The 25,177-nt window shown below is 61.9% G+C and carries 15 protein-coding genes, 1 tRNA gene and 1 pseudogene; 7 read left to right on the top strand and 10 right to left on the bottom strand.

Annotation, left to right across the window (positions count from 1 at the left end; all coding sequences use genetic code 11):
• Window positions 1-304 precede the first annotated feature (304 nt).
• Window positions 305-3,796, bottom strand: coding sequence for a bifunctional proline dehydrogenase/L-glutamate gamma-semialdehyde dehydrogenase (locus AC3E6W_RS04285; RefSeq protein ID WP_490652418.1), 3,492 nt, complete (start codon window positions 3,794-3,796; stop codon window positions 305-307).
• Between the two features lie 563 nt (window positions 3,797-4,359).
• Here AC3E6W_RS04285 and AC3E6W_RS04280 point away from each other — a divergent pair.
• Window positions 4,360-5,298: a LysR family transcriptional regulator gene (locus AC3E6W_RS04280; protein WP_049332608.1), complete on the top strand. Its 939-nt coding sequence runs from the start codon at window positions 4,360-4,362 to the stop codon at window positions 5,296-5,298.
• On the opposite strand, the gene AC3E6W_RS04275 is transcribed toward AC3E6W_RS04280, so the two are convergent.
• From AC3E6W_RS04275 to AC3E6W_RS04265, 3 genes are all read right to left on the bottom strand, one after another.
• Window positions 5,295-6,044 carry a transcriptional initiation protein Tat gene (locus tag AC3E6W_RS04275; RefSeq protein ID WP_490652417.1) on the bottom strand — a complete coding sequence of 250 codons (750 nt, stop codon included), beginning with the start codon at window positions 6,042-6,044 and terminating at the stop codon, window positions 5,295-5,297. The genes AC3E6W_RS04280 and AC3E6W_RS04275 overlap by 4 nt on opposite strands.
• 28 nt (window positions 6,045-6,072) lie before the next feature.
• The gene (locus AC3E6W_RS04270; protein WP_490652416.1) at window positions 6,073-7,449 is read right to left on the bottom strand and encodes a 6-pyruvoyl tetrahydrobiopterin synthase; all 1,377 of its coding nucleotides are present in this window, start codon (window positions 7,447-7,449) and stop codon (window positions 6,073-6,075) included.
• A gap of 256 nt (window positions 7,450-7,705) precedes the next feature.
• A complete protein-coding gene (locus AC3E6W_RS04265) occupies window positions 7,706-8,653 on the bottom strand; it encodes a sugar-binding transcriptional regulator (RefSeq protein ID WP_490652415.1) in 948 nt (315 codons plus the stop codon).
• 128 nt (window positions 8,654-8,781) lie between these two features.
• Between AC3E6W_RS04265 and AC3E6W_RS04260 the strand changes: the two genes are divergently transcribed.
• From AC3E6W_RS04260 to AC3E6W_RS04235, 6 genes are all read left to right on the top strand, one after another.
• Entirely contained in the window at window positions 8,782-10,527 is a 1,746-nt protein-coding gene (locus tag AC3E6W_RS04260; RefSeq protein ID WP_490652414.1) for a glycerol-3-phosphate dehydrogenase/oxidase, read from the top strand.
• 345 nt (window positions 10,528-10,872) lie between these two features.
• Window positions 10,873-11,670: an MIP/aquaporin family protein gene (locus tag AC3E6W_RS04255; RefSeq protein WP_070681354.1), complete on the top strand. Its 798-nt coding sequence runs from the start codon at window positions 10,873-10,875 to the stop codon at window positions 11,668-11,670.
• Window positions 11,671-11,711: 41 nt separating this feature from the next.
• Window positions 11,712-13,268 (top strand): glycerol kinase GlpK, encoded by a 1,557-nt coding sequence (glpK, locus tag AC3E6W_RS04250; protein WP_490652413.1) that lies wholly within the window; start codon window positions 11,712-11,714, stop codon window positions 13,266-13,268.
• Window positions 13,269-13,948: 680 nt separating this feature from the next.
• Window positions 13,949-14,257 carry an N-acyl-D-glutamate deacylase gene (locus tag AC3E6W_RS04245; RefSeq protein WP_314082450.1) on the top strand — a complete coding sequence of 103 codons (309 nt, stop codon included), beginning with the start codon at window positions 13,949-13,951 and terminating at the stop codon, window positions 14,255-14,257.
• 86 nt (window positions 14,258-14,343) lie between these two features.
• A complete protein-coding gene (locus tag AC3E6W_RS04240) occupies window positions 14,344-15,057 on the top strand; it encodes a methylated-DNA--[protein]-cysteine S-methyltransferase (protein WP_490652412.1) in 714 nt (237 codons plus the stop codon).
• A gap of 263 nt (window positions 15,058-15,320) precedes the next feature.
• The gene (locus AC3E6W_RS04235) at window positions 15,321-16,121 is read left to right on the top strand and encodes a DNA-3-methyladenine glycosylase I (RefSeq protein WP_490652411.1); all 801 of its coding nucleotides are present in this window, start codon (window positions 15,321-15,323) and stop codon (window positions 16,119-16,121) included.
• Between the two features lie 128 nt (window positions 16,122-16,249).
• Here AC3E6W_RS04235 and AC3E6W_RS04230 read toward each other — a convergent pair whose 3' ends face one another.
• The 6 genes and pseudogenes from AC3E6W_RS04230 to der form a co-directional block, all read right to left on the bottom strand.
• On the bottom strand, window positions 16,250-16,642 hold the full coding sequence (locus tag AC3E6W_RS04230; protein WP_049332590.1) for a DUF1304 domain-containing protein: 393 nt from the start codon (window positions 16,640-16,642) through the stop codon (window positions 16,250-16,252).
• 292 nt (window positions 16,643-16,934) lie between these two features.
• Window positions 16,935-18,557, bottom strand: a complete 1,623-nt coding sequence (locus AC3E6W_RS04225; RefSeq protein WP_490652410.1) for an L-lactate permease — start codon at window positions 18,555-18,557, stop codon at window positions 16,935-16,937.
• Between the two features lie 568 nt (window positions 18,558-19,125).
• Window positions 19,126-20,517, bottom strand: a pseudogene (locus AC3E6W_RS04220) (L-lactate permease); the annotation flags it as partial.
• Between the two features lie 353 nt (window positions 20,518-20,870).
• Window positions 20,871-22,511, bottom strand: a complete 1,641-nt coding sequence (locus AC3E6W_RS04215; RefSeq protein WP_049332583.1) for an L-lactate permease — start codon at window positions 22,509-22,511, stop codon at window positions 20,871-20,873.
• Window positions 22,512-23,203: 692 nt separating this feature from the next.
• Window positions 23,204-23,277 (bottom strand) — tRNA-Pro (locus AC3E6W_RS04210).
• Window positions 23,278-23,529: 252 nt separating this feature from the next.
• On the bottom strand, window positions 23,530-25,110 hold the full coding sequence (der, locus tag AC3E6W_RS04205; protein ID WP_485063664.1) for a ribosome biogenesis GTPase Der: 1,581 nt from the start codon (window positions 25,108-25,110) through the stop codon (window positions 23,530-23,532).
• Window positions 25,111-25,177: the final 67 nt, after the last annotated feature.

Genomic DNA, 25,177 nt, shown 5'->3' with positions numbered 1-25,177 from the left:
CTTGCGTGGCGCGGGCCTTCCCGCGTCCCGGTCCGCTCCGCACGTGGGATAGCGGAACGTTGTATCACAATTATCACATAAGAAGTAACGCGGGGCACGTTCAAACACCCCGGTACCGCATCAATGACACCATATTTCCAGGCCGTGCATCGGAGCGAGCTCCGTCCCCTCCACCGTTAGACAGTGGCCTCCCGCAGGTCGCGCCCGTTAACAGCGATGAGCCCCGCATCCACGAGGGATGCGGGGCTCATCGCCCGAAGCCGGTGCCTAAGCCTCTCTTACAAGAGGCTCAGAGCATCAGACCTTAGCGGGAAGAAATGACGCGCTCGGAGAAGCGGTTCGGGTTACCGAAACGGTGTGCGGTAATCGAAACAGCCTGCTCGCGGAGGAAGGGCAGCATCTCGATGCGGCCAGCCTCGGTGACCGGTGCGAAGTACACTGCAACATCCGGGCGACCACCCAGTGCCGAGTAGATGGACTTCACATCGTTGCCGATGTAGCGGATGCGGGTACCTTCCAGCGGGGTACCGGCCAGTGCGCGAACCGGGGTCTTAGCGTTCGAAGCCAGGTACTCGCGGAACTGTGCATCCGACTTGACCTCGTACTTGACACCCTTGTTCTCCAGGACGCCGCGGACGTCGACCGGCAGGTCCTTACCGACGGACAGAGCGACCGGTGCGTTAGCTGCCAGGCCGGCGAGCACAACGCGCAGGGTCTCTGCCGGGGATGCGGACTCGTCGGCACGAACCAGAACCTGGGTGGGAACGTAGCGCAGAATGTTGCGCTCGACGCCCAGCTTCGAGGGGTCGTGGCCGAAGCCGAACTCGGTGTCCCAAGCGTGTGCGTCAGAGGAGACACCGCGCTTGATGAAGGCGAAGTCATCGCGCTTGCCCAGCTCGGAGTTCTCGATGGTAGCCAGAGCCTCGCGAACGGTCACCGAGTGGGTGGTTGCGGTTGCGGTGGACTGGACGGGCTCCCAATCGGACAGAGCGATCAGGTAGCTGGGGCCACCGGCCTTGGTACCCGAACCCACGGTGGACTTCTTCCAACCACCGAAGGGCTGACGCTGAACGATTGCACCGGTAATTGCACGGTTCACGTACAGGTTACCTGCCTGGACCTTGGAGAGCCACAGCTCGAGCTCGTCGGCATCCAGCGAGTGCAGGCCGGCGGTCAGACCGTAGTCGGGTGCGTTCTGCAGCTCGATTGCCTCTTCCAGGGTGTCAGCGGTCATGATACCCAGGATGGGGCCGAAGTACTCGGTCATGTGGTACTCGGAACCGGGCTTGACGCCTTCGCGAACACCGGGGCTCCACAGGCGGCCGGTCTCGTCCAGTTCCTTCGGCTGGATGAGCCAGCGCTCGCCCGGGCCGAGGGTGGTCAGACCGCGCAGCAGCTTCTCTTCGGGCTTCTGAACGACGGGGCCCATCTGGGACTCGATGTCCTGCGGGTGTGCCACGTGCAGGGAGTTGACCGAGTCGAGCAGCTGGCGACGGAAGCGCTCGGAGTGTGCCACGGAGCCCACCAGAATAACGGTGGAGCCTGCGGAGCACTTCTGGCCTGCGTGGCCGAATGCCGAGTAGACGACGTCCTTGACGGCCAGGTCGATGTCAGCGTTCGGGGTGACGATGATCGAGTTCTTACCCGAGGTCTCACCGAACAGCGGCAGGTCATCACGCCAGGAGCGGAAGAGCTCTGCGGTCTCGTAACCACCGGTCAGGATCAGGCGATCCACCTCGGGGTGCGAGATGAGGACCTTACCGGCCTCGCGGTCGACAACCTTGACCAGCTTCAGAACTTCCTTGGGGACGCCTGCATCCCACATGATCTCTGCGATCAGGGCACCGGTGCGAGCGGTGATGGTTGCGGGCTTGAAGATCACTGCGGAGCCGGCTGCCAGACCTGCCAGAACACCACCGGCGGGAATAGCGGTCGGGAAGTTCCACGGGGGAACAACCAGGGTCAGGTCCACAGACTTGTGCTTTGCGCCATCAATCTTCTCGAGGTCCTCGGCCAGCATTGAGTAGTAGTATGCGAAGTCGATTGCCTCGGAGACCTCGGTGTCGCCCTGCTCCAGGGTCTTGCCAGCCTCGGCTGCCATGACCTCCAGCAGATCGCCACGACGCAGGGCGATAGCCTTACCGACCTTACGCAGAATCTCTGCGCGCTCGTGGCCGGAGAGCTTGCCCCAAGCCTTGCCTGCTTCCTCGGTTTCCTTGATCAGCTTCTCGGCCTCAGCAACGCTGGTCAGCTCGTTAGCCTTCAGGGTGTCGATGCCCAGCTTGGTGGTCTTGGAGCGCTCGAGGATTGCGCGGCCCCACTCGCGGTTACCGGCCAGTGCGGGGTCGGTGTCGGGGGTGTTCTCGAAGCGGCCAGCCGGCACGAAGACGTTGTCCTCGTTCTCGGTCAGACGGTTCTGGGTGCGCTTGGATGCGGGAACCTCGTCGGTGACGGAGTTCAGTGCACGCATGAAGCGGTCCTCTTCGCGCTTGAAGATGGACTCGTCGGTTGCCAGGTCGAAGATACCGGACATGAAGTTCTCGGAGGAGGCGTTCTCCTCGAGACGACGGATCAGGTATGCGATAGCAACGTCGAATTCCTTGGGGTTCACGACGGGCACGTACAGCAGCAGGTGACCCACGCGGCGGCGGATGATCTCTGCCTGCTGCTCGGCCATACCAATCAGCATCTCGAACTCGACGCGATCCTTCACGCCGCGGTCCTCGGAGAGCAGCAGTGCGAAAGCAACGTCGAAGAGGTTGTGGCCTGCAATACCGAGGCGGATGTTCTTCACGTGCTCGGGGCGCAGTGCGTAGTCCAGAACGCGCTTGTAGTTGGTGTCAGCAGCCTGCTTGGTGTCCCAGGTGGTCAGCGGCCAGCCGTGCATGACGGCTTCCACGATCTCCATGGAGAGGTTTGCACCCTTCACCAGGCGGACCTTGACGCCGGCGCCGCCAGCCTCAACACGCTTGGCAGCCCATGCCTGCAGACGCTGCATAGCGCCCAGGGTGTCGGGCAGGTATGCCTGGAGCACGATACCGGCTTCCAGGTCCTTCAGGTGCGGCTGGTCCAGAATCTTGGTGAACACCTCGATGGTCAGGTCGAGGTCCTTGTACTCCTCCATGTCCAGGTTGATGAACTTCTTGGGGGAGGAAGAAGCAGCCAGCTCGTACAGCGGGGTCAGGCGGCGAACAGCGGTCTCAACGACCTCGTCGAATGCCCAGTGCTGGTGGGGGCCGGAGACTGCGGACACCTTGATGGAGACGTAGTCGACGTCGTCGCGAGCCAGCAGACGCTTGGTCTCGGACAGGCGGTGCTCAGCTTCCTTGTCACCCAGCACGGCCTCGCCGAGCAGGTTGACGTTCAGGCGGTTACCGCTCTTGGTCAGCTCTGCGATAGCGTCGCCCAGCTTCTCCTCGGAAGCGTCGACAATCAGGTGGCCAACCATCTCACGCAGAACGCGGCGTGCGACGGGAACGGTGGGCCAGGCAACCTTGCCGGCCAGCTTGCCGCCGAAGCCAACGGCGGACTTCATGTACCAGGGAAGGAAGGACGGTGCCAGGCCAGCGATGCGGGACAGGTTACGACCGGAGACGTTGTCATCCTCGGGGCGAATCACGCCATCGACGAAGCCGACGGTGAAGGGAAGACCGTTCGGGTCCTTCAGAACGCCTGCCAGCTGCTCAGCCGCGAAGGTGGGCTTAATCGACTGGGACTCGTTCACCCACTGACGAACGAGCTGACGAGCTTCCTGAGCCATCTTCTGGTAGTGCTCAGATGCGAAAGGATGGGTCATCCTTGACTCCTAACTAATTCACTGTGTGCGGTACACACCACGTTTGGCGATGTCTCTATTTCACCACAAAAGAGTGCTGAACACCTCATTAGAAAAACTGAATGTTTTTTCCAAAGTTTGTTTAGATTTTCTAAATAAACCTGAGAGATGATTCCGCCCGCTCCCCTCACAAAACACCGTGTTCAGCGAGGACAGGCAAAAACGATAGCGACATCGCTATCCATCCCTCCCAGGCTAGCACTTCCGGGGCCAAACGACGAACCTAGACCGTAACAAACGAACACATCAAAAACAGAATCAAAAACACCTCGGAAAACCCCTCACAACCCGCAGAAAGCCCCGGACAAGACGCTATCCGCGAGCTACCCGCTTGGAACGCCCCTCCCCCGAAGCGATTCCCCCACGAAGGCGGCACATTTTTGGCGTTTGCCGAGCGCGCTACTATGGACGAGAGTCCACTATCAGAGACGCCCAGCCGCAAGGAAATTGACCCGCGCACGGCGCTCCCCCGCCGAAACGAAAACCTCGACGGGAGCACCCACGGGAGAAAGCAGGAGTACACCGTGTCCATCTACGACATCCGACGCATGCAGATGCTCCTCGAAATCCAGGAGCGGGGCACCATCATCGCCGCGGCAGAGGCGCTCAGCCTCACCCCCTCCGCAGTCTCGCAGCAGATTGCAACCCTCGAAAAAGAAACCGGCACCGCACTCCTGCAACGCATTGGACGGCGCGTGCAGCTCACCAGCGCCGGGCTCATCGTCGTCGAAAGCGCCCGCAGCATCCTGCGCGAGCTCGATCGCATGCAGACCTCCGTCGCCAACCTCACCGGAGAACCCGCAGGACGCGTGCGCCTGGCCATCTTCCAATCCGCGGCCTTCGCCCTGCTACCGGCCGCGCTCACCTACCTCGCCGAGCACGCCCCCTCGCTCACGCTACAGGTGCTGCAGATCGACCCCGAAACCGGCACCTCACTGACCCGAAGCCGCGAATACGACATGGTGCTCTCCGAAGCCTACCCGCACCACCACATCCCCGAATACCCCGAACTGCACTCCGAGCTACTCACCGAAGACCCGCTCAGCCTCATCGTGCCCAGCACCTCCACCATCACCTCAATTGAGGAAGCGCACGCACTCCCCTGGGTCCTGGAAATGGAACAGAACACCTCCCGCAGCTGGGCGCTCAACCAGTGCCGCACCGCAGGATTCGAGCCGGTCATCCGCTACAGCGCCAATGACATGATTACGAACTCCAACCTCGTCAAAGCAGGATTCGCCGTCACCATCGTGCCCGGCTTCATCCTCTCCTCGCTCTCCACCACCGAGGGGCTACGCATCGTAGAGCTACCCGGCAAGCCCTGCCGCAAAATCTTCACCGCGGTACGCCGCGAATCCGCCGCCAACCCCGCCATCGCCATGGTGCGCGAGGCGCTCCACCACGCGGTCAAGGTGGCCTTCGGCGAGCACGAAGCCGACGGCGGACGCCAGGGGCGCGACTAGGCAAGCGCCGCGACCACGCCCGGGCTCTGCACCTCATGGAAGCCCCGCGACAGACCAGCCGCCACCATGTCCAGGGAAGCCGAGCAGTGCACGCCCTTCAGGCGCGAGGCGCTCACCCCCGAAGCGACCGCGTAGCGCAGGCGTACCTCCAGGCGGTGGCCCGCCGGAATAGACACGCGTAGCTCCAGCACGCTCTCCCCGCCCGCTCCGGCCGCGCCGTTCAGCTCATCGCGGCCCAGGGCCTGCAGGCTGAGGGCATCCGCAGGAGGCACCAGAACCGAAGGGCCAGACCCACCGACCGCAACCGCCTCGCCGCCGGAAACGACCAAGCTTGCCTCCGGGGCGAGGAGCAGACCGGTCGCCGGGTCCTGGGCGCGAGCGCGAATGAGCAGGCGCGTGCCCACCGGCAGAGTCGTATTTCCCTCGTTCACGATGCCCATAAGATTCGGCAGGTTCCGCAGGTTCAGGGTTCGGGCCGGCCGATCCTGCAGCGGCACCACAGTGACCGCCTCGGGGTTCTGCGCGCGCAATTCCAGGCGCACGCTCGGTTCGGTAAACCGCACCGGGACCCGCATCAGATAGGCCGATGCGGCACCCCCACCGCCCCGTTGCGTCACCGGTCGCGGGCTCGCCGAGCGACGGCCACCCGAACGGGTCGCGGCCTGCGCACCCTGGGCGGCCCCGCCGGCCACCAGCATCGCCGAGGTGCCGGCCACCTTCAGGGCGGTACGGCGGGAAGTGTTCATTGCGTATCGTTCCATTCTTCTGCCCTTCCTAAGCCTTCGCGATGCGGTACACGCCGCTAATCGTGCCCTGCCACCACGTGCCAAAGCGATCAATCGTGCCCACCATCTGCAGGGTATCGCCGCCGCCGAGCAGCAGGCTCACGTGCTGCGGCAGGCGCTGCTCGTGCACCGTGCGACCGGTCTTCATATCCAGAGCCACCGCCCAGGCGTAGGCGCCGTTCGCCGCCCCCGCCGGGCCGCGGCGACGCTCACACGTATAAATCAGCCCGTCGGCCGCCGAATAGCGCGGAACCGCCGAGGAATACACATCCTTGCGGTCCCAAATCTTGCGCAGGCCGCGGTCGGTAATATCCCAGCGCTCCATGCCGGGCGCAAAGAGAGCCGTCGCCGGAACCGAGGGGCCCGCCCCCTCCGGATACTTGGGGTACGGATAGCCGTAGGTGTTCGCGCCCACCATCGTGTTCCCCACGCCGATCATGGAGTTCTCGGTGCCCGAGGCACCCGCGGTGAACAACCCCGCACTCCCCACCTTCGAACCGTCCTCGGTGCGGTACACGATGACCGACTCCTGAACGTCCGCGTTATCGGTCAGCATCACGTAGTCCGAGCCGTTCGGGCCGAAGAACGTCGGGGACGCGCCCGAGCCCCAGGCGAGCTTGCCCGGCTTGCGGGCCGTGCCGCGGTCGTAGGCGTGCCACCAGCGCAGGGCCGGCTCACCCGCAGCGCTCGCCTGCAGCATGTAGATCGCGTGAGAAGTCACCACGCTCACCCCCAGCGGGCAGGCCGAAATCGAGTTGTCGATGCGCTCGCCGGCCACCGAAGCCCTGTTCAAGCGCATGGAACGAATCGTGCCGCGCTCCGCATCAACGACCGCGACGTAGCCGTTCTTCGTGGCGACCCAGATGCGCCCGCCCCAATCGGGCACCAGGCCGACCACCGCGTCCTTGGGGCTCTGGGCCAGCATGCGGCTCAGGTCGATGCGCTCCTCCACGCGAATAGTGCGGCCGTCGCTCGAGTGCCCCAGCTTCAGCAGGCACTGCGAGCCGTCCACCAGAACCATGCGGTCCTTCGCGTCAAGGTAGGCGTACACGCCTCCCAGCAGGGCCCCCTTGGGGATGTCCAGGTGCGAAAGCTCGCGGCCCGTGTGCGGGTCAAGAATCGAAAGCTTCGGGGTGATGAATTCTCCGTGCGCAAAGACCTGGGTGCACAGCACCTGGATGAAGCCGTCGCGCCCGGCAAGGATCGTCGGGCAGGCGCCGCCAAGCTTGGTTCCGGTGATGCGCCACTGCCCCGCGCCGGGGCCGGGCAGAGGGGTCGCGTCGGAGGACTGAGCCTCACCGTGCATGGTGGTGACGCCGGGAGCGCCCAGGTGCGGGTTCCGCTGGGCGTTATAGGTGATGTTCATGTGGCTGGTTCTTTCAACGGTGAGTGACTCGCCAATTCGTGCGGTGCGCACGTAAGCGGTAGACATCGGTGTTCTGTATAGGTGTTCTGCAGGCGAATGTTGCATCCGCAAGCAAAAATTTGCACCGAGTGCAGTGCAAACGACTCACATTGTACGTCTAAGAACCGCCTCACGACGACACTCAGTGTCGCCTTGAAGCATCATTCAGGCCGAGCTCGAATAATTTGCTGCGGTCGAGGAGTAACCCTCGAGAAAGCTACCTATCCATCAGAACCTTGGCGAGCGCATCGTCCAGCACCAAATCCGTAATCGCGCCGGTGCGCAGAGCCCCGCGGAGCGCCCTCGCGCGGTGCACCCCCGAAGCCACGCAAATACGCCGCGGGATACGCGCCAGCTCCTTGGGAGTGGGCCCCGATGCGCGCCGGTTCAGCTCCAAATCGGCCCACGACCCATCCTCGCGCAATAGCACGGTGCACATATCCCCCACGACTCCCAGCTCGCGCAGGCGGTACTGCTCCTCCGCGTCAAAATACCCGCCCGAGTACACGTGCGAGGGAATCGGGCCGCCGAACGCACCCACGCCAAAGATGGCCAGGTCCACACTCTGCTGCACCCGCAGGCTTGCCTGCACGCTGCGCTCGCGCCACATGGCTTCCTTCGTCTCGGCGTAGTCGAAGAAGGCGGGAACCGGGAAGTGCACGGTCTGCGCCTCGTAGGCGTTGACCAGCTGCCCCAACAGAGAGCCCAGGTACGGAATACCCGAGTGGTGCGCGTTGCCCGCGCCGTTGAGCTGCACGACCTTCACGCCGGTCAGGGGGCGGCGCGGCAGGTGCCGAGACACCTCGGTCATGGTGGAGCCCCAGGCCACGCCCAGGCGGGTGCCGTCGTCGATGAGCGAGTCCAGCAGGGAGGCGGCGGTGCGCGAAACCCGGCTCATGCGGGCAATCGGCGTGGCGTCGGCGCGCACGTTCACCAGGGTCACGCGCACCTTGTAGCGTTCGCCGATGCGCCGCTCCAGTTCGCTGCGGGTGCGGAAGGAGTCGTCCAGTCGGATCTGCACCATGCCGCTTTCTCGGGCGCTTTTGAGCAGCCGCGAGACCGTGGCTCGCGAGACTCCCATGCGGCTCGCGATGGCATCCATGGTCATGTTGTGGATGTAGTAGAGCTCCGCGGCCTCGTAGGTGTGGCTAGCGCGTTCGTTCATGGACAAAGACCCCCTGTGAAAATCCGTTCATCCTACTTGGTAATTATTTCATTATCGGGTTTTACTAAGTCAAGACGACAGGCAACGCCGCCCCGTAGCGGCTCTCACAGAAAAGAAGAGAACAGCACATGAGCTCCCAGCACTTTGCACAGCAGTCGCAGCTGACCGCTGCATCCCGCGCCCAGGCTCTCAAGAGCATGGCCAATGAAGAACTCGACGTCCTCGTGGTCGGCGGCGGCATCACCGGCGCCGGCATCGCCCTCGACGCCGCAACCCGCGGTCTGCGCACCGGCATCGTCGAAGCCGGCGACTGGGCCGCAGGCACCAGCGCCTGGTCCTCCAAGCTCGTGCACGGCGGCCTGCGCTACCTCTACAACCTCGACTTCAAGCTCGTGACCGAGGCCCTCACCGAACGCGGCCTGCTGCTGAACAAGATTGCACCCCACCTGGTGCACGCACAGCCCTTCCTCTGGCCCCTGAAGATGCCCGTCATCGAGCGCGCCTACTCCGCCATCGGCATCGGTATGTACGACACCCTGGCATTCCTCGGCTCGCGCGGCCACAAGGGCGTCCCCTCCCAGCGTCACTTCACCAAGGCCGGCACCAAGACCGTCTTCCCCGACATCAAGGACTCCGCCTTCACCGGCGCCATCCAGTTCTACGACGCACGCGTTGACGACGCACGCCTGGTCATCGACGTGGTCCGCACCGCCGCAGGCTACGGCGCCCTGGCCGCATCCCGCACCCAGGTCATCGGTTTCGACAAGGATGCATCCGGCCGCGTCATCGGTGCGCAGCTGGCGGACCTCGAGAGCGGCGAGTGCCTGAACGTACGCGCCAAGCACGTCATCAACGCAACCGGCGTGTGGACCGAAGAATCCGAGTCCCTGGCCAACCCCGACGGCGGCCTGGAGGTTCTGGCATCCAAGGGTATCCACATCGTGGTTCCCCGCGACCGCATCAACGCGACCAACGGTATCTTCACCAAGACCGAGAAGTCTGTTCTCTTCATCATCCCCTGGCAGCGCTACTGGATTATCGGCACCACCGACACCCCCTACACCGAGGACCGCGAGCGCCCCGTCGCCACCAGCAAGGACATCGACTACGTGCTGATGCAGGCGAACAAGCTGATTGCTAACCCGCTGACCCGCGAGGACATCATCGGCACCTACACCGGTCTGCGCCCGCTGCTGCAGCCCAAGGTCAAGGACGGCGCCGCATCCACCAAGGTTTCTCGCGAGCACACCGTGACCGAGGTTGCCCCCGGCATGAGCGCCATTGCGGGCGGCAAGCTGACCACCTACCGCGTCATGGCTGAGGACGCCGTGAACTTCGCACTGGGTGAGCAGGCCAAGCAGAACCCCTCCGTGACCGCAAACATCGGCCTGGTCGGTGCCGACGGCTACCACGCCATCGCTGCCAACCGCGCACGCTACGCCGAGCGTTACGGCTGGGACGAGGACCGCATCACCCACCTGCTCGAGCGTTACGGCGCGCAGATTGAGGACCTCGGTGCCCTCATCGACGCTGATCCTTCCCTCGGCGCTCCCCTAGCTAAGGCACCCCAGTTCCTGCGTGCAGACGTTGTCTTCGCGGTCCGCTACGAGGGTGCCCTGCACCTGGAGGACGTGCTGGTCCGCCGCGTACGCCTCGACCTCGAGCAGCGCGACCGCGGCCTGGCTGCCGCCGATGAAATCCTTGAGATTCTGCGCTCCGAGCTCGGCTGGGACGATCAGAAGGTCAAGGAAGAGCGTGACCTCTACGCCGCACGCGTGCAGGCTATCCGCGAGGCGGAATCCACTTCCACCGACGCCGAGGCTTCGGCCAAGATTGAGGCCGTCCCCGCGGTTGATCCCCGCATCAAGCTCTAATCGCTAGAGATTCCACACCCCTCGTAACCGATTATTTGGTACGAACCGACCGTTCGCCCCTCACCGATATGGGCTAACTCAATATTTTTCGGTGAGGGGTGGACGGACGGTTAAATAACCGTTTACGATAAATCCCCTGCATAAGAAGCAGAGCGCTAAATACGGGGCTAACCCACAGTGCAATCTGCTTCCCGTTCAGACACTCAACCAACATTTTTTGTAGCAACCGCTACACATTTCAGCACAGCGTTGTGCCCCGACCCGTTACAACGGCAAAGGTCGCACTGGATACGGCACGCAACGGTTCGCGAGTCCTTCCGAACGCTTCGTCTTCAAGGAGCATCAATGTCTCTTCTTGCTTCCGCAGGAACTGTACTTGCAGCCGGTTCATCCGCACTCGTGGATGCATCCGGGGCCCCCACCCCCCTCGGAATCTTCGCTTCCGAATTCTTCGGCACCTTCATCCTGATTCTGCTCGGTGCCGGCGTATGTGCCGCAGTGACCCTCAAGAAGTCCTACGCTAAGGACGCAGGCTGGGTCGTTATCACCTTCGGCTGGGGTCTGGCAGTGTTCACCGCCGTATACCTCTCCTTCCTCTCCGGTGCACATCTGAGCCCCGCTGTGACCGTTGGCCTGGCAACCGCAGGCAAGGACCTGGCAACCGGCGTTCCCGCAACCCCGCTGAACATCACCCTGTACATCGTCGCTCAGATGCTCGGCGCAATGGCTGGTGCAACCGCAGCCTACCTGACTTACAAGAAGCACTTCGATGAGGACCCGGGCGACCGCCTCGGCATCTTCGCAACCGGCCCCGCCATCAAGTCCTACGGCTGGAACTTGCTCACCGAGATTATCGGCACCTTCGTCCTGATCGGCTGGATTATCGCATCCGGTAAGACCCCCGCCCAGATTGGCCCCTTGGCTGTTGCCCTGGTCGTTGTTTCTATCGGCATGAGCCTTGGTGGCGCAACCGGTTACGCTATCAACCCCGCCCGTGACCTCGGCCCCCGTATCGCCTACACCTTCCTACCCATCCCCGGTAAGACCGGTTCCAACTGGTCTTACGCATGGGTTCCGGTTGTTGGCCCGATCATCGGCGCTATCCTCGCTGGCCTGATCGTTCCGGCAGTTCTGCCCCTCTAAACCTCTCAAAAACTCCGTTCTTTTGTTCTAAGGAAAAATCAATGACGACTTCTCTGCACTCCGCAACCCTCAACGTCGAGCGCAAGTACATCCTCTCCATCGACCAGGGCACCACCAGCTCCCGCGCGATCCTGTTCAACAAGGCGGGCGAGAACGTGGCTCAGGGCCAGCTCGAGCACGAGCAGATCTTCCCCAAGGCCGGCTGGGTCGAGCACAACGCAACCGAGATTTGGCAGAACGTCCGTAAGGTCGTAGCAACCGCCATGGCGAACGGCGAAGTCAACCACCACGAAATCGCTGCAGTCGGCATCACCAACCAGCGTGAAACCACCGTCGTGTGGGACAAGAACACCGGTGAGCCCGTCTACAACGCAATCGTTTGGCAGGACACCCGCACCCAGGAAATCGTTGAAGAGCTCGCAGGCGAAGAGGGCGTTGGTAAGTACCACGACATCGTCGGCCTGAACCTCTCCACCTACTTCTCCGGCCCCAAGATCAAGTGGATTCTGGACAACGTTGAGGGCGCACGCGAGCGCGCAGAGCGCGGCGACCTGCTCTTCGGCAACACCGACACCTGGTTGGTCTGGAACCTGACCGGTGGTGTTGACGGCGGCGTTCACGTCACCGACGTAACCAACGCATCCCGCACCCTGCTGATGAACATCCGCACCCTGCAGTGGGATCCGCAGATCGCTGCTGATATGGGCATCCCCATGAGCATGCTGCCCGAGATTAAGTCCTCCTCCGAGGTGTACGGCTTCGGCCGCCCCACCGGCCTGCTCAGCGGCACCCCCATCGCGGGTATTCTGGGCGACCAGCAGGCTGCAACCTTCGGCCAGGCCTGCTTCGAGAAGGGCATGGCGAAGAACACCTACGGCACCGGTAACTTCATGCTCATGAACACCGGCGCCGAGCCCGTCTTCTCCGACAACGGTCTGCTGACCACCGTCGCCTACAAGATTGGCGATGCGGCACCCGTGTACGCGCTGGAAGGCTCGGTCGCGATGAGTGGCTCCCTGATTCAGTGGCTGCGTGACAACCTGCGCATGATTGAGAACGCCGCAGAGTCCGAGGGTCTGGCTACCTCCGTTGAGGATTCCGGTGGTTGCTACGTGGTTCCCGCGTTCTCCGGCCTGTTCGCACCGCACTGGCGTTCCGACGCTCGCGGCGTCATCGTTGGCCTGACCCGCTACGTGAACCGTGCACACATCGTACGTGCGGCGCTAGAGGCCACCGCGTTCCAGACCCGCGAGGTCCTGGATGCGATGAACGCCGACTCCGGTGTTGAGCTCTCCGAGCTGCGCGTGGACGGCGGCATGACCGCCAACGAGTTCCTGATGCAGTTCCAGGCTGACATCCTGGGCGTTCCCGTAATCCGCCCGAAGGTGGTTGAGACCACCGCCCTGGGCGCGGCCTACGCCGCGGGTATCGCCGTTGGTTTCTGGACCGGCGAGCAGGACGTCGTGGACAACTGGGCCGAGGACAAGCGCTGGCTGCCTTCCATGGAGCCCGCCGAGGTTGAGCGCCAGTACCGTCTGTGGAAGAAGGCCGTCTCCCGTACCCTCGAGTGGGTTGACGAGGACGTTCAGACTGCCTAAGCAATCTGGAGCGCTGGCGTTCGTTTAGCGCTCTTTCCCTCAAGCATGTGCTAGGGCCGGGTACCCGCTACGGGTGCTCGGCCCTTCCGCATACCCTTTCAACTGTGGAAGACACCCCGCACTGGGGTCTAGGGCCGAGAGAGCGGCTGATGTCCCAGTGCCTCAGCGCCAGACCTTTTATGACATAGCGTTTAGCGTTTGTTGCAAGGCAATTTCTAATACTCTCAATGCCGTTGTAACGTTAGTGAATGTAGATGTAGCATCTTCCGGTGATTACATAATGCTGCGCTGTTCGTGAGGTGTCAGTGTCGCACGGGTCTTTTGCATGGTTTTCATGTATTTTCCCGCTGGACTCGCCGGTTCGCGCTATTGCTACATGTACAGCTCCTATCGCCGTCCGCCGCGCCGTCTCGTACGCCGCGGCGGACGGGTCTTTAACCGCCCGGCCGGCATCACCCCGGGCAAACATTCCGCCTTCATCTTGCGATACGGACTGCCGCACCGCCCCGTCGTTGCCCGCCTTCTCTGTCTATTGAAAGCGCCGTACAATGGATATATCAGCAGATAGGGGCGTGCTCATGGTCGTCGATAACGATAGGCGCGCACACGATGCATACCGATGTTTACCGTAGCGGAGCATAGGCTCCCGAAAGGAGGAAGCGGCTTAGGCCGCGCCACCCATGGTCGATGTTCGTCGCCGCAAGCTTGCTATTATCGCCATGAACGTTTCGGTTCTCGCCGCCGCGCTATCCTGGCTACTCGTTATCTTCTCGCTGATTTATTCCGCCGCGGCCGTACCCTGGGCCCTTGGCGTGGCTATTGTTCTGAGCGTGATTGGTGCTTACGCCGTCTACCGCTATTACTCCGAGTACTCGCATGTGCTCCCCGTTGAGGACCCCGATGCGCACGACGTGCTCGGTCACGATCTGCACTCGACTCACCTGCCGCACCTGCACCACGAGCATAAGGATGCGCAGCCTGAGCGTTAGGATGACGGCGCACAAGTGCCCCTCCCCTATGATGGATGGAGGGGCACCGCCCTTTAACCGCGCCCGCAAGCCCACCGAGGAAGACCATGACCGAAGCGACCGCATCCCCGCACTCGCAGGATCCCCAGCCCGCCGATCTCCCAACGGGTGAAGCCCCGTCAGTCGAAAACCCACCCGCCGAGATTCAGCCCCCGCACATCGCGCCGCCGGCTTCGGAGGAGGAGGAAACTGCACGATGGTACACCCGGCACGACAGCCCCGTCGGCACGCTCTACATCGCGGCCAAGGCCGACGCCATCACGGGCCTCTGGTACGAGGAGCAGAAGCACTTCCCTCTCCCCCACGAGCTGGGCACGTTCATCGACAATCCCGAGGCTTACCTGCGAGAGCACGGCACGGCGGAAGATGACGAACCGGCCGGCGAATACGCCGCCGCACAGCTACTCGCGCTGGCTTGTACGCAACTGGACGAGTACTTCACCCGCGAGCGCACCTCCTTTGACCTCCCTCTCGACCCGGAGGGCACGGACTTTCAGCTCATCGTCTGGGAGCATCTAAAGACCGTCCCGGCCGGGTACACCACCACGTACGGCGCCATTTCGCGGGCCGTGGGCCCCGGAGCCCCCGCGCAGGCAGTGGGCCAGGCGGTGGGCCGCAATAAGATTTCCATCATGATCCCCTGCCATCGCGTGGTTGGTGCCGACGGTAGCATGACCGGCTACGCCGGGGGCGTGGACCGCAAGCGTTTCCTGCTGGCTCTGGAGGAGCCCGCCGAGGTGCGGGAGGCGCGGCTCTTCTAACGCCAGCTGCGTTCGTCGGGCGAGACAGGGCTGAAGAAAGAATCCGCGCAGAGGGTGGGATGTACGCCGCTTATCGGTGGGCATCCCACCCTTTTTGCCTACCCATATTCCTGCACTCGTATTCGATTCCAATCCCTCACCCAAAACTATATCGAATATACTTGCGAAATTACCGCGTGGGGCGGTAGTGTTTAACTAGAACATATTTCCGGAATAATTTTCGGGGCGCGCGATTTGACCGAGATTCTCAGAGAGGAGCAATCATGATTTCGCAGGTTCCCAATAACGTCACCGCCAAGAGCTCCCCGAGCTACCCCGCGTGGGTCACCGATGAGCTCCTGCGCGGCTACTACGACACAGAGTGGGGCGTTCCCGTCACCGATGAGCGCGGGCTCTTCGAGGCTCTCAGCCTCGAAGCGTTCCAGGTGGGTCTCTCCTGGCGTACGATTCTTGCGCGACGTGAGGCATTCCGACGAGCTTTTGAGGGGTTCGATCCCGAGCGTGTGGCTTCCTTTAACGAGCAAGATGTTGCGCGACTGCTCGAGGATGAGGGCATCATCCGTAACGAACGCAAGATTCGGGCGGTAATTTCCAATGCCAAGCTCACCCTGCGGATGCGCGAGCTGGCCGCAGCTTCCGATAGCTTTCCCACCGAGGGGATTCCGCTCCCCCTCATCGCGTCTTCCTCCGCCCCCAACGAGGCGGGCCGCACCGAACCTCCACAGGCCGAGGTACCGCGCACGGTTCGTCGCCGGGGCCGAACGCTAAGCGTTGAAGAGCTGGAACGGATGCGCGAGCGCACCCTACCCGACGGTACGCGCGTTCCGGGTGGGCTCCCTGCATGGCTGTGGTCCTTTGCGCCGAACGAGACCATTGCACCGCGCACTCTGGAGGAGATTCCAACCGATACCGCCGAGTCCGCGGTGCTCGCCAAGTCTTTCAAAGCGTTGGGTGGGGTCTTCCTGGGGCCGGTGACCGCGTACGCGCTCATGTGCGCGGTGGGCATGGTGGATGCGCACCTGCTCGATTCGCACCGGCGCGGATGCTCAGGCCTCTTCAACTAGCCGGGCTCCTACACCCGTGGCGCGATCAGCCGTGGCGCGGCCACGGAGGGCATAGAAAAGCCGCGCGCCGCATCTTTCGATGCAGCGCGCGGCCTGAAGATAGCGCTCCTCTGCGAGCCCGACAGGTCTTAGCGGATGGTCACGAAGAGGAAAATCAGGGACAGCAGCGGCGGAACCAGCTGGATCAACGCGGGCTTACGCTTAGCCGGGGAGGTCAGGAACAGGTAGATGCCGGCGATAGCCATGGCGCCCAGGCCCGCGAAGAGCAGAGCCACACCAACCTGCGGAGAACCAAACCAGAAAGCCAGCAGGCCAGTTGCCGCAATCCACGCAATCATCAGGTTGTACAGGCCCTGGTTAGCCGCCATTTCCCTGGTGGATTCCGCGAATTCCTCGGTCATGCCGAAGATTTCACGGCCCTTGGGCTTGGTCCAGAGGAAGGACTCAATAACCCAGATGTAGATGTGAATTGCGATTGCCACGAAGGCGAAAACGGTGGTAACCGTTGCAAGGCTCTGCATCGCCGTCTCCTCATACTAGTAGGTCGTCTGTCAGGTGTGCATCCATCGCAATATACGGGCGGGTAACTGTCTGACCGGCAGCCCGGCGGCCGCCTCCGCACGCGTCGTCTTCGGTGCATGGGCACAAGCACCCATTTTACTCTTCCCCGGTAATGCCTGCATTGCACCGCCGCACATGCTCAGATTCGGACATCCGAGCATACGGCGAACGCCCGCCGCTACGGCGTGTAGCAACGGGCGCTCGAGAAGCCTTCAGCCCTCGTACTTCTTCAGAGGAGAAGTCGGGGACGGGCTAGTGCATGAACAGAGAGAGGAGGTAGGTCCAGATGCACAGTAGCACCAGCAGGAAGAGGCTGTACTTGATGGTAATTGAGGTAACCTTCGACTCCTGACCGGCCTGGTTCACGGCGGCCACCGCCACCGCAATCGACTGCGGGGAAACGATCTTACCCATCACACCACCGGAGGTATTGGCGGCCACCAGCATAGCGGGGTCCACGCCAATCTGCTGCGCGGTGCTTGCTTGCAATCCGGCAAAGAGCACGTTGTTGTTGGTGACCGAACCGGTCACGAACACACCGACCCAGCCGATGGCGGGAGAGAAGAGCGGGAAGAATGCACCGGCGGAAGCTACCGCAAGAGCAATAGAAGAGGTCATGCCCGCGTAATTCATCAGGTTTGCCACGGACATCACCAGGCAAATCATATAGATGGGCTTCTTCAGCTGCTGCCAGGATCCGTTGAGCTCCTGCAGGGTCTCACGCACGGTAATCTTCGAGGTCAGGGCGGAGAGCAGAGCCGCCACCAGAATCGCGGTACCTGCGGCACCCAGAATGTTCCAGTTGAAGACCGCGTGAATTGCCAGGCCCTCGCCATCACCAATCTGGTGGTGAATACCGGGCACGTGGAAGCTAAGGTTTGCAAAGCCCAGCGGCCCATTAGCATCGAAGACGGGCTTCAGCACGGTGGACCAGAGCAGGATGGTCGCGGAAAGGAAGATGAAGGGGCTCCAGGCGTTGGCAATTTCACGCAGGCTGTAGGCCGGGTCCTTCTTCCCCGCCAGCTCCTCCAGGGTCGGGGCGGTGGGCTCTCGGTAGATGTGCTTGGGTTGCCAGAAACGCATGACAGTTGCCAGGAAGACCAGACCGACCAGCGGGGGCAGAATACCGATGAGCTCGGGGGCCTGCAGGACCCACAGCATGATGCTCTGCAGGCCGGAAATCACGATACCGGTAGCCAGAGCGATCGGGCCGACCTCTCGGACGCCCCGCAGGCCGTCCTGAATGGCGACCACGAGTACGGGCACGAGGGCCGCGAAAATCTGCAGAACCCAGACCATCTGGTCGGAGAGATGTCCCAGGTCCACGTTACCGATGGCGGCACCGGTGGTCACCGGAATACCGACCGCACCGTACGCGCCCACGGTAGCGTTGGCGACCAGGGAGAGCATGGCGGCCTTGAGCGGGTTGAATCCCAGGGCTACCAGCAACGCCACCGAGATAGCAATCGGGATGCCGAAACCAGCCGCACCCTCAATAAATCCGGCAAAGCAGAGGGCAATGAGTAGCACCTGGATGCGCTGGTCCGGTGAAATAGAGGAAACCGAGGCTCGCACGACGGCAAACTTTCCGCTACGCACTGTGATGCGGTAAAGCCACACAGCCATGAGCACAATCCAGCCGATGGGCCAGAACGCGGAGAGGAAACCATAGAGGATTGAACCGGCCGCCGCCGTCACGGGTAGCCGGAAAACACCCAGTGCAATACCCAGAGTGAGGACAAGGGTAATCAGGGCTGATTTAATGCCGCTGAGCTTGAATACCGTAAGGCAGAGCAGAAAAAGAATGATGGGGGATGCCGCCACGAGTGCCGAAAGCACCGGGGCGTTGAGAGGGTCATAAATCTGAGACCACATATGCTGTCCTTCCCCGCCGCAGGAGTACCTACAGCGGCTTGGATGTCGCTGTAAGGTACGCCCGTTTACCCTTTTGGGGTGCGCGGAGACGCAACCTCACGCCGCCTCTGCTACTGCGAGTTTCGCCCGGAAGGCGTAGCAACATCGTGTCTGTGTGCTGGGCCCTGACGGAAGGCGCAGCGCGGGAAAGGATATGCACGATACGGGGCATCGGTTCTCTCGCCGGAGGCCTCGAGGCTAAAATCTCTCAGTCCGTAGCTCGCCTTCGGCGCCAATGCCCATATAGAAGGTTATCACCATCGTTTGTTGAATGTTAGGAGCTTTTACAGAGCGAAATACCATTTGAGTATCATTATCATTTATTGATTATCTATGTTGATTATCCATGCTCTGTATTCCGCGTCCCCGGGCTGGGAGGACAGCGCAAGCCTTACGCCATCTTTACACTCCCCGCTTCAACACGAAGGCCCCCTTCCCGACCGTCGACGATTGGGAAGGGGGCCGGTGCATTACGGCTTGTCGGGAGGCTATCGTGCCGTCGCCCCACAAACCGCACCCGTGAGCGGCATTAGCCCACCATGAGCGAGAGAGCGTAGGACCAGACACACACCAGGACCAGCAGAATAGCGCTGTACTTGATAGACATGGAGGTAATCTTAGATTCCTCGCCGGCGCTATTCACAGCCGCCGCCGCAATGGCGATCAACTGCGGGGAGACGATCTTGCCCATCACACCACCGGCGGTATTAGCGGCCGCCAGCAGGGTCGGGTCAACACCAATCTGGGTTGCGGTGGTGGACTGCAGGCCGGCAAAGAGCACGTTCGCGTTGGTCACCGAACCGGTCACGAACACGCCGATCCAACCGATGACCGGCGAGAGCAGCGGGAAGAGCGAACCGGCCGCAGCCAGCGCAAGCGCGATGGAGGTGGTCATGCCGGCGTAATTCATCACGTTAGCCACGGACATCACCAGGCAGATCATGAGAATCGGCATCTTCAGCTGGTTCCAGGTGCCGCCAAACTCCTCGAACGCCTCAGCCCAGCTAATCTTCGAGGTCAGCACGGTAACCAGTGCCGCCACCAGAATTGCGGTACCGGAAGCCCCCAGGGTGTTCCAGGAGAAGGTCGCCGTTACGGTCTTACCCGCCCCGGTAACGATAGCTTCGTGCACCCCGGGAATGGGGAAGGTCAGGGTTGCGGCGCCCAGCGGGCCGTTAGCCGCAAAGAGCGGCTTGAGGGCGGTGGACCACAGCAGAATGGTCACGGAGAGGTAAATGAAGGGGCTCCACGCCTTGACGATTTCACCGGCGGAGTGCTTGATGCCTTGCTGGGCCTTGACCTCTTCGAGGGTGGGAGCGGTGGGCTCGCGGTAAATGTGCTTGGGCTGCCATTTACTCATGATTAGGGCCAGTACCACCAGGGCCAGCAGTGGCGGGATGATATCGGCCAGCTCGGAGGAACCCAGGAAGAGCAGTACGCCCACCTGTCCACCGGAGAAGATGACGCCGGTCAGTAGCGCTACGAGACCGACCTCGCGGATGCCGCGCAGACCGTCCTGAATGGCGACCATGAGCAGGGGTACGATGGCCACAAAGATGTGCAGGACCGGGAGCATACCGGCGGAAAGGTGCGCGATGTCAAGGTTGGCGACCTTAGCCGCGGTGGTCACGGGAATACCGATGGCGCCGTACGCGCCGGATGCAGCGTTAGCGACCAACGCCAGCATTGAGGCCTTGAGCGGGTTGAAGCCCAGGGACACCAGTAGGGCGGCACAAATAGCGATCGGGATACCGAAACCAGCCGCGCCCTCGATGAATCCACCAAAGCAGAAGGCAATCAGCAGCACCTGGATGCGCTGGTCATCGGTAATAGACGAGACGGAGGCTCGCACGGTGTCGAAGTTACCGGCGCGCACGGCGATGCGGTAGAGCCACACGGCCATGAGCACAATCCAGCCGACGGCTCCGCACCTCCACCCAACCCGGGGCGGTCGCCTCCGAGCTCTACGTGCTTTTGACTTTATCCCCTAACGCTAACAGGTCTCATGGGCTACTTCAGGATAGGTTTACCTTAAGTCTGCACAGATGGGGCACATCCGCATTTTTACGCCCGAATAGCCCTCCGGTTTTCCTCTTCATTTTCTTCCCCACCGGGTGCTCAGCAGATATGTCCGCGCTCGCCAGAAAATACCCCTACTCCCCCACCCGTGTACGGGCAATAATCCTCCAATACGCGGGCGAGCCCCCGTCCACGCAGGTGGACGGGGGCTCGCACCACGATTCGGGGTTCCCGGCAGGGGCACCCGAGCCAATATTAGGAAGGCATAACCAACGACAGGACGTAAACCCAAACACAGGTGACGACCAGCAGGGCTGCACTGTACTTGATTGCCATGGAGGTAATCTTGGATTCCTCGCCGGAGCTGTTCACAGCAGCGGCGGCAATTGCGATGGACTGCGGGGAAACGATCTTCGCCATCACACCACCGGCGGTGTTAGATGCAACCAGCAGGGTCTGGCTGACGCCAATCTGCTGTGCAGTGGTAGCCTGCAGGCCTGCGAAGAGGATGTTGTTGTTCACCACGGAGCCGGTCACGAACACGCCAATCCAACCGATGATCGGGGACAGCAGCGGGAAGATTGCGCCCACAGCGGCAACAGCCAGTGCGATGGAGGTAATCATACCTGCGTAGTTCATGACGTTTGCAACGGACATGACCAGGCAGATCATGATGATCGGGGTCTGCAGCTGCTTCCAGGTTGCACCGAGTTCCTCGATAGCCTCGCCCCAGCTGATGGAGGAGGTCAGGATGGTGATGATTGCAGCCACCAGAATTGCGGTACCGGAAGCACCAATGATGTTCCAGGTGTAGGTCACGTCAATTGCCTTGGGGGTTGCAACGATCGGTGCGGTCTGCTGGATGGTCTGGTGCAGCCACGGAACGGGGAAGGTGATGTTACTGAAGGCCAGCAGACCCCCCTTAGCAAAGAGCGGCTTCATCGCGGTGGACCAGAGCAGAATCACGACGGACAGGTAGACGAAGGGGCTCCATGCCTTGAGGATTTCGCCACCGGTGTGCTTGACGCTCTGCTGAGCCTCAACCTCTTCCAGGGAGGGCGCGGTGGGCTCACGGAAGATGTTCTTGGGCTGCCACTTCTGCATGATGAGTGCCAGGGCAATCAGAGCCAGTAGCGGCGGGATGATGTCGACGAGCTCGGGGTTACCGAGGCCTGCGAGCAGGACAGACTGGCCGCCAGAGTAAATCAGACCAACAATCAGTGCTACCAGACCGACTTCGCGGATACCGCGCAGACCGTCCTGAATTGCGACGAGCAGCACGGGGATGAGGGCTGCGATAATCTGGATCACCAGAACCAACTCGGTGGAGAGGCCGTGCAGGTCCACGCCACCGCGGGTCGCCGCGGTGGTCACGGGGATACCGATAGCGCCGTACGCACCGGAGCTCACGTTAGCAATCAGGGCGAACATTGCGGCCTTGAGCGGGTTGAAGCCCAAGGAAACCAGCAGTGCAGCACAGATAGCAATCGGAATACCGAAGCCTGCAGCGCCTTCAAGGAAGCCACCGAAGCAGAATGCAATCAGCAGCATCTGGATGCGCTGGTCAGTAGAGATGGAGGAGATGGAGGAGCGAACGATTTCGAAGCCGCCGGAACGCACGGAAATGCGGTAGAGCCACACTGCCATGAGAACGATCCAGCCGATGGGCCACAGGCCTGAGAGGAAACCGTAGAGGATGGATCCTGCACCTGCGGTGACGGGCATACCGAAGATGCCGCAACCGATCACGAGTGCGAGCGCCAGGGAGATGACGGCAGATTTAATACCGCTGAGCTTCAGGACGGTGAGGCCCAGAAGGAAGAAAATAATCGGGACTGCTGCCACGAGTGCAGAGAGGGCACTCGAGTGTAGCGGGTCGTAGACTTGCTGCCACATGATTGTATTGCGTTCCTTTCCGCGCCCCGAGGGGCGGGATCGTTATGCCGTAAACCTGCCTGATTCCCTGCCCTGCGGGATATACCGAGAGCGTCCTTCTCGTCGTGCCAGAAAGGTACTGTGTGAAGAGGTGTCTTCGCGTGGGTTTATGTTGGTTTTACGGCTGTGAATTCTGAGTGTGCCAGACCGTGTTTAGGTCACATAAACCCAAATATTCCTTGATATATCAAGGAAATCTAAACCCCTGAAGGGTGGTTTGCATAACTTTAAACACGGTTCCTTGGTATCCAATGTACCATCGAATACCCACATATTCAGATGTATTCCAACATTTAGATTCAAGCTCATATTTACATTTCTACCCAAACTACCCATCCCATCGGCAGTTTCGCGGCTCGGCCCCTCCCTCCCCCGTCCAAATCCGCGCCCGAGGGAGGTAATATAACGCAACAGACACTTGGCACGCAGGTCATCTAGGCTCTCGCCGGGAGAGATTGCTCAGCGGTTCCTCGGGCCTAGCCCAGGGTTCCATCAACGCGTGGAACACGTGCAAGGACTTTCTAACCGCCAGCGAGCGCACGACCGCGTCAGCCGCGCCAAACAGCCGACACCCGCGAATCGGATAAATGATGCGAGCAGGAATCAAAGCATACAAAAGCTCCGGAAGGAAAATCCTTCCGGAGCTTTATCTGTCGGGTTGACAGGATTTGAACCTGCGACCCCTTGACCCCCAGTCAAGTGCGCTACCAAGCTGCGCCACAACCCGATTCGTTATTCACGATTAGCCCGGGGTTTCCCCCGAACACTCGAATAACTATACCGGTGTTTTCGGCACCTCGCAAGCCAGATTCACAATTTTTAGAAAAAATCTTAAAAATCTTTTGGACGCATCTGCTGTCGGTCCGCCGACCCCGTTCTCAAAAACGCAACCGGCGCCGAACGCGCCGCGCGCCGGGGCCACGGCACAACCCGTCACCCCGGCGCGCAGCCCATTCCGATTCAAGGAGCCGAGACCGCGCTAACGGCGGCCGCCCTTACCCTTCTTAGCCTTCGCACTCTGGCGCTCCCCCAGGGTGCGGCGCTCACGCACGCGCATCGAAATCTCAATCGGGGTGCCTGTGAAATCAAAGGTCTCACGCAGACGACGCATGATGAAGCGTCGGTAACCCGGATCCAGGAAGCCGGTCGTAAACAGCACAAACTTCGGCGGGCGCGAAGACACCTGAGTACCGAACAGGATGCGCGGCTGCTTGCCACCGCGCAGCGGGTGCGGATGCGCGGCCACAATCTCACCCAGGAATGCGTTCAGGCGGCCGGTCGGAATACGCGAATCCCACGACTCCAGCGAGTGCTCCAGGGCCGGGACCAGCTTGTCCTTGTGCCAGCCGGTCTTCGCCGAAATGTTCACGCGAGGCGCCCACTGCACGTGCGCCAGGTCGCGCTCAATCTCGCGCTCCAGCATCTCGCGGCGATCCTCGTCGAGGGTATCCCACTTGTTGAATGCCAGGACCATCGCACGACCCGAATCAATCACGGTCTGCACGATGCGCACATCCTGCTCAGAAATCGGCTCGGAAACATCCAGCAGCACCACGGCAACCTCGGAACGCTCCAGGGCGGTCTGGGTGCGCAGCGAGGAGTAGAACTCCGCGCCCTTCGCCATGTGCTGGCGACGGCGAATACCCGCGGTATCCACAAAACGCCAGGGGTAGCCGCCCAGCTCGATGATCTCGTCAATCGGGTCGCGGGTGGTACCGGCCAGGTCGTTCACCACGGCACGTTCAGAACCCGCCAGCTTGTTCAGCAGTGAGGACTTACCCACGTTCGGGCGACCCACCAGAGCCACACGACGCGGGCCGCCCAGCGCCTCCGGCTGAGCGAACTGCGAGTGCTCCGGCATGACCTCAAGGATCTCGTCCAGGGCATCCGCCAGGCCGCGGCCGTGCAGACCCGAAACGGGGAACGGCTGACCCATACCCAGCGACCAGAGGTTATAAATCTCCGGCTCCAGGTGGGCGTCGTCAATCTTGTTGGCAATCAGAATGATCGGCTTCTTCACACGGCGCAGCATGCGCACAATCTGCTCATCCGAGGCGGTCACACCCACGCGTGCATCCACCACCAGGACCACAACATCGGCCTGCTCCACCGCAATCTCGGCCTGATCGGCCACTTGAGCATCAATACCGCGGGCATCAGACTCCCAGCCACCGGTATCCACCAGGGTGAAGCTCTTGCCCAGCCACTCGGCCTTGTAGGACACGCGGTCGCGGGTCACGCCCGGCTTATCCTCCACCACGGCCTCACGGCGGCCCAGAATACGGTTGATGATGGTCGACTTACCCACGTTCGGGCGACCCACAATCGCCACCACCGGGTCGGCCAGCTGCTCTTCCTCTTCCTCAATGTCGAAGCCCCAGGCACCCAGCAGGGCGCGGTCCTCTTCATCCAGGTCGTAGTCTTCCAGACCCTCCAGCAAGGCCTGGGCACGCTGGTCGGCGGTTTCGTCGTCAATCTCAGCCAGGCGCTCGGTAACGTCGTCCTCGCCACCACCCAGGTACTTCTCTTCGTAATCGTCGCGGATAGCGTCCTCAGCCATGCGCGCTCCTTTCTCTACCCGCCCCGCGGCCAACCCATCGGTCAGCACGCGAGCGCGGCTCAACGTC

It is taken from the genome of Rothia sp. SCPM-O-B-18226 (M350) (assembly GCF_058213595.1).
This window is presented reverse-complemented; position numbering and strand designations above follow the sequence as displayed.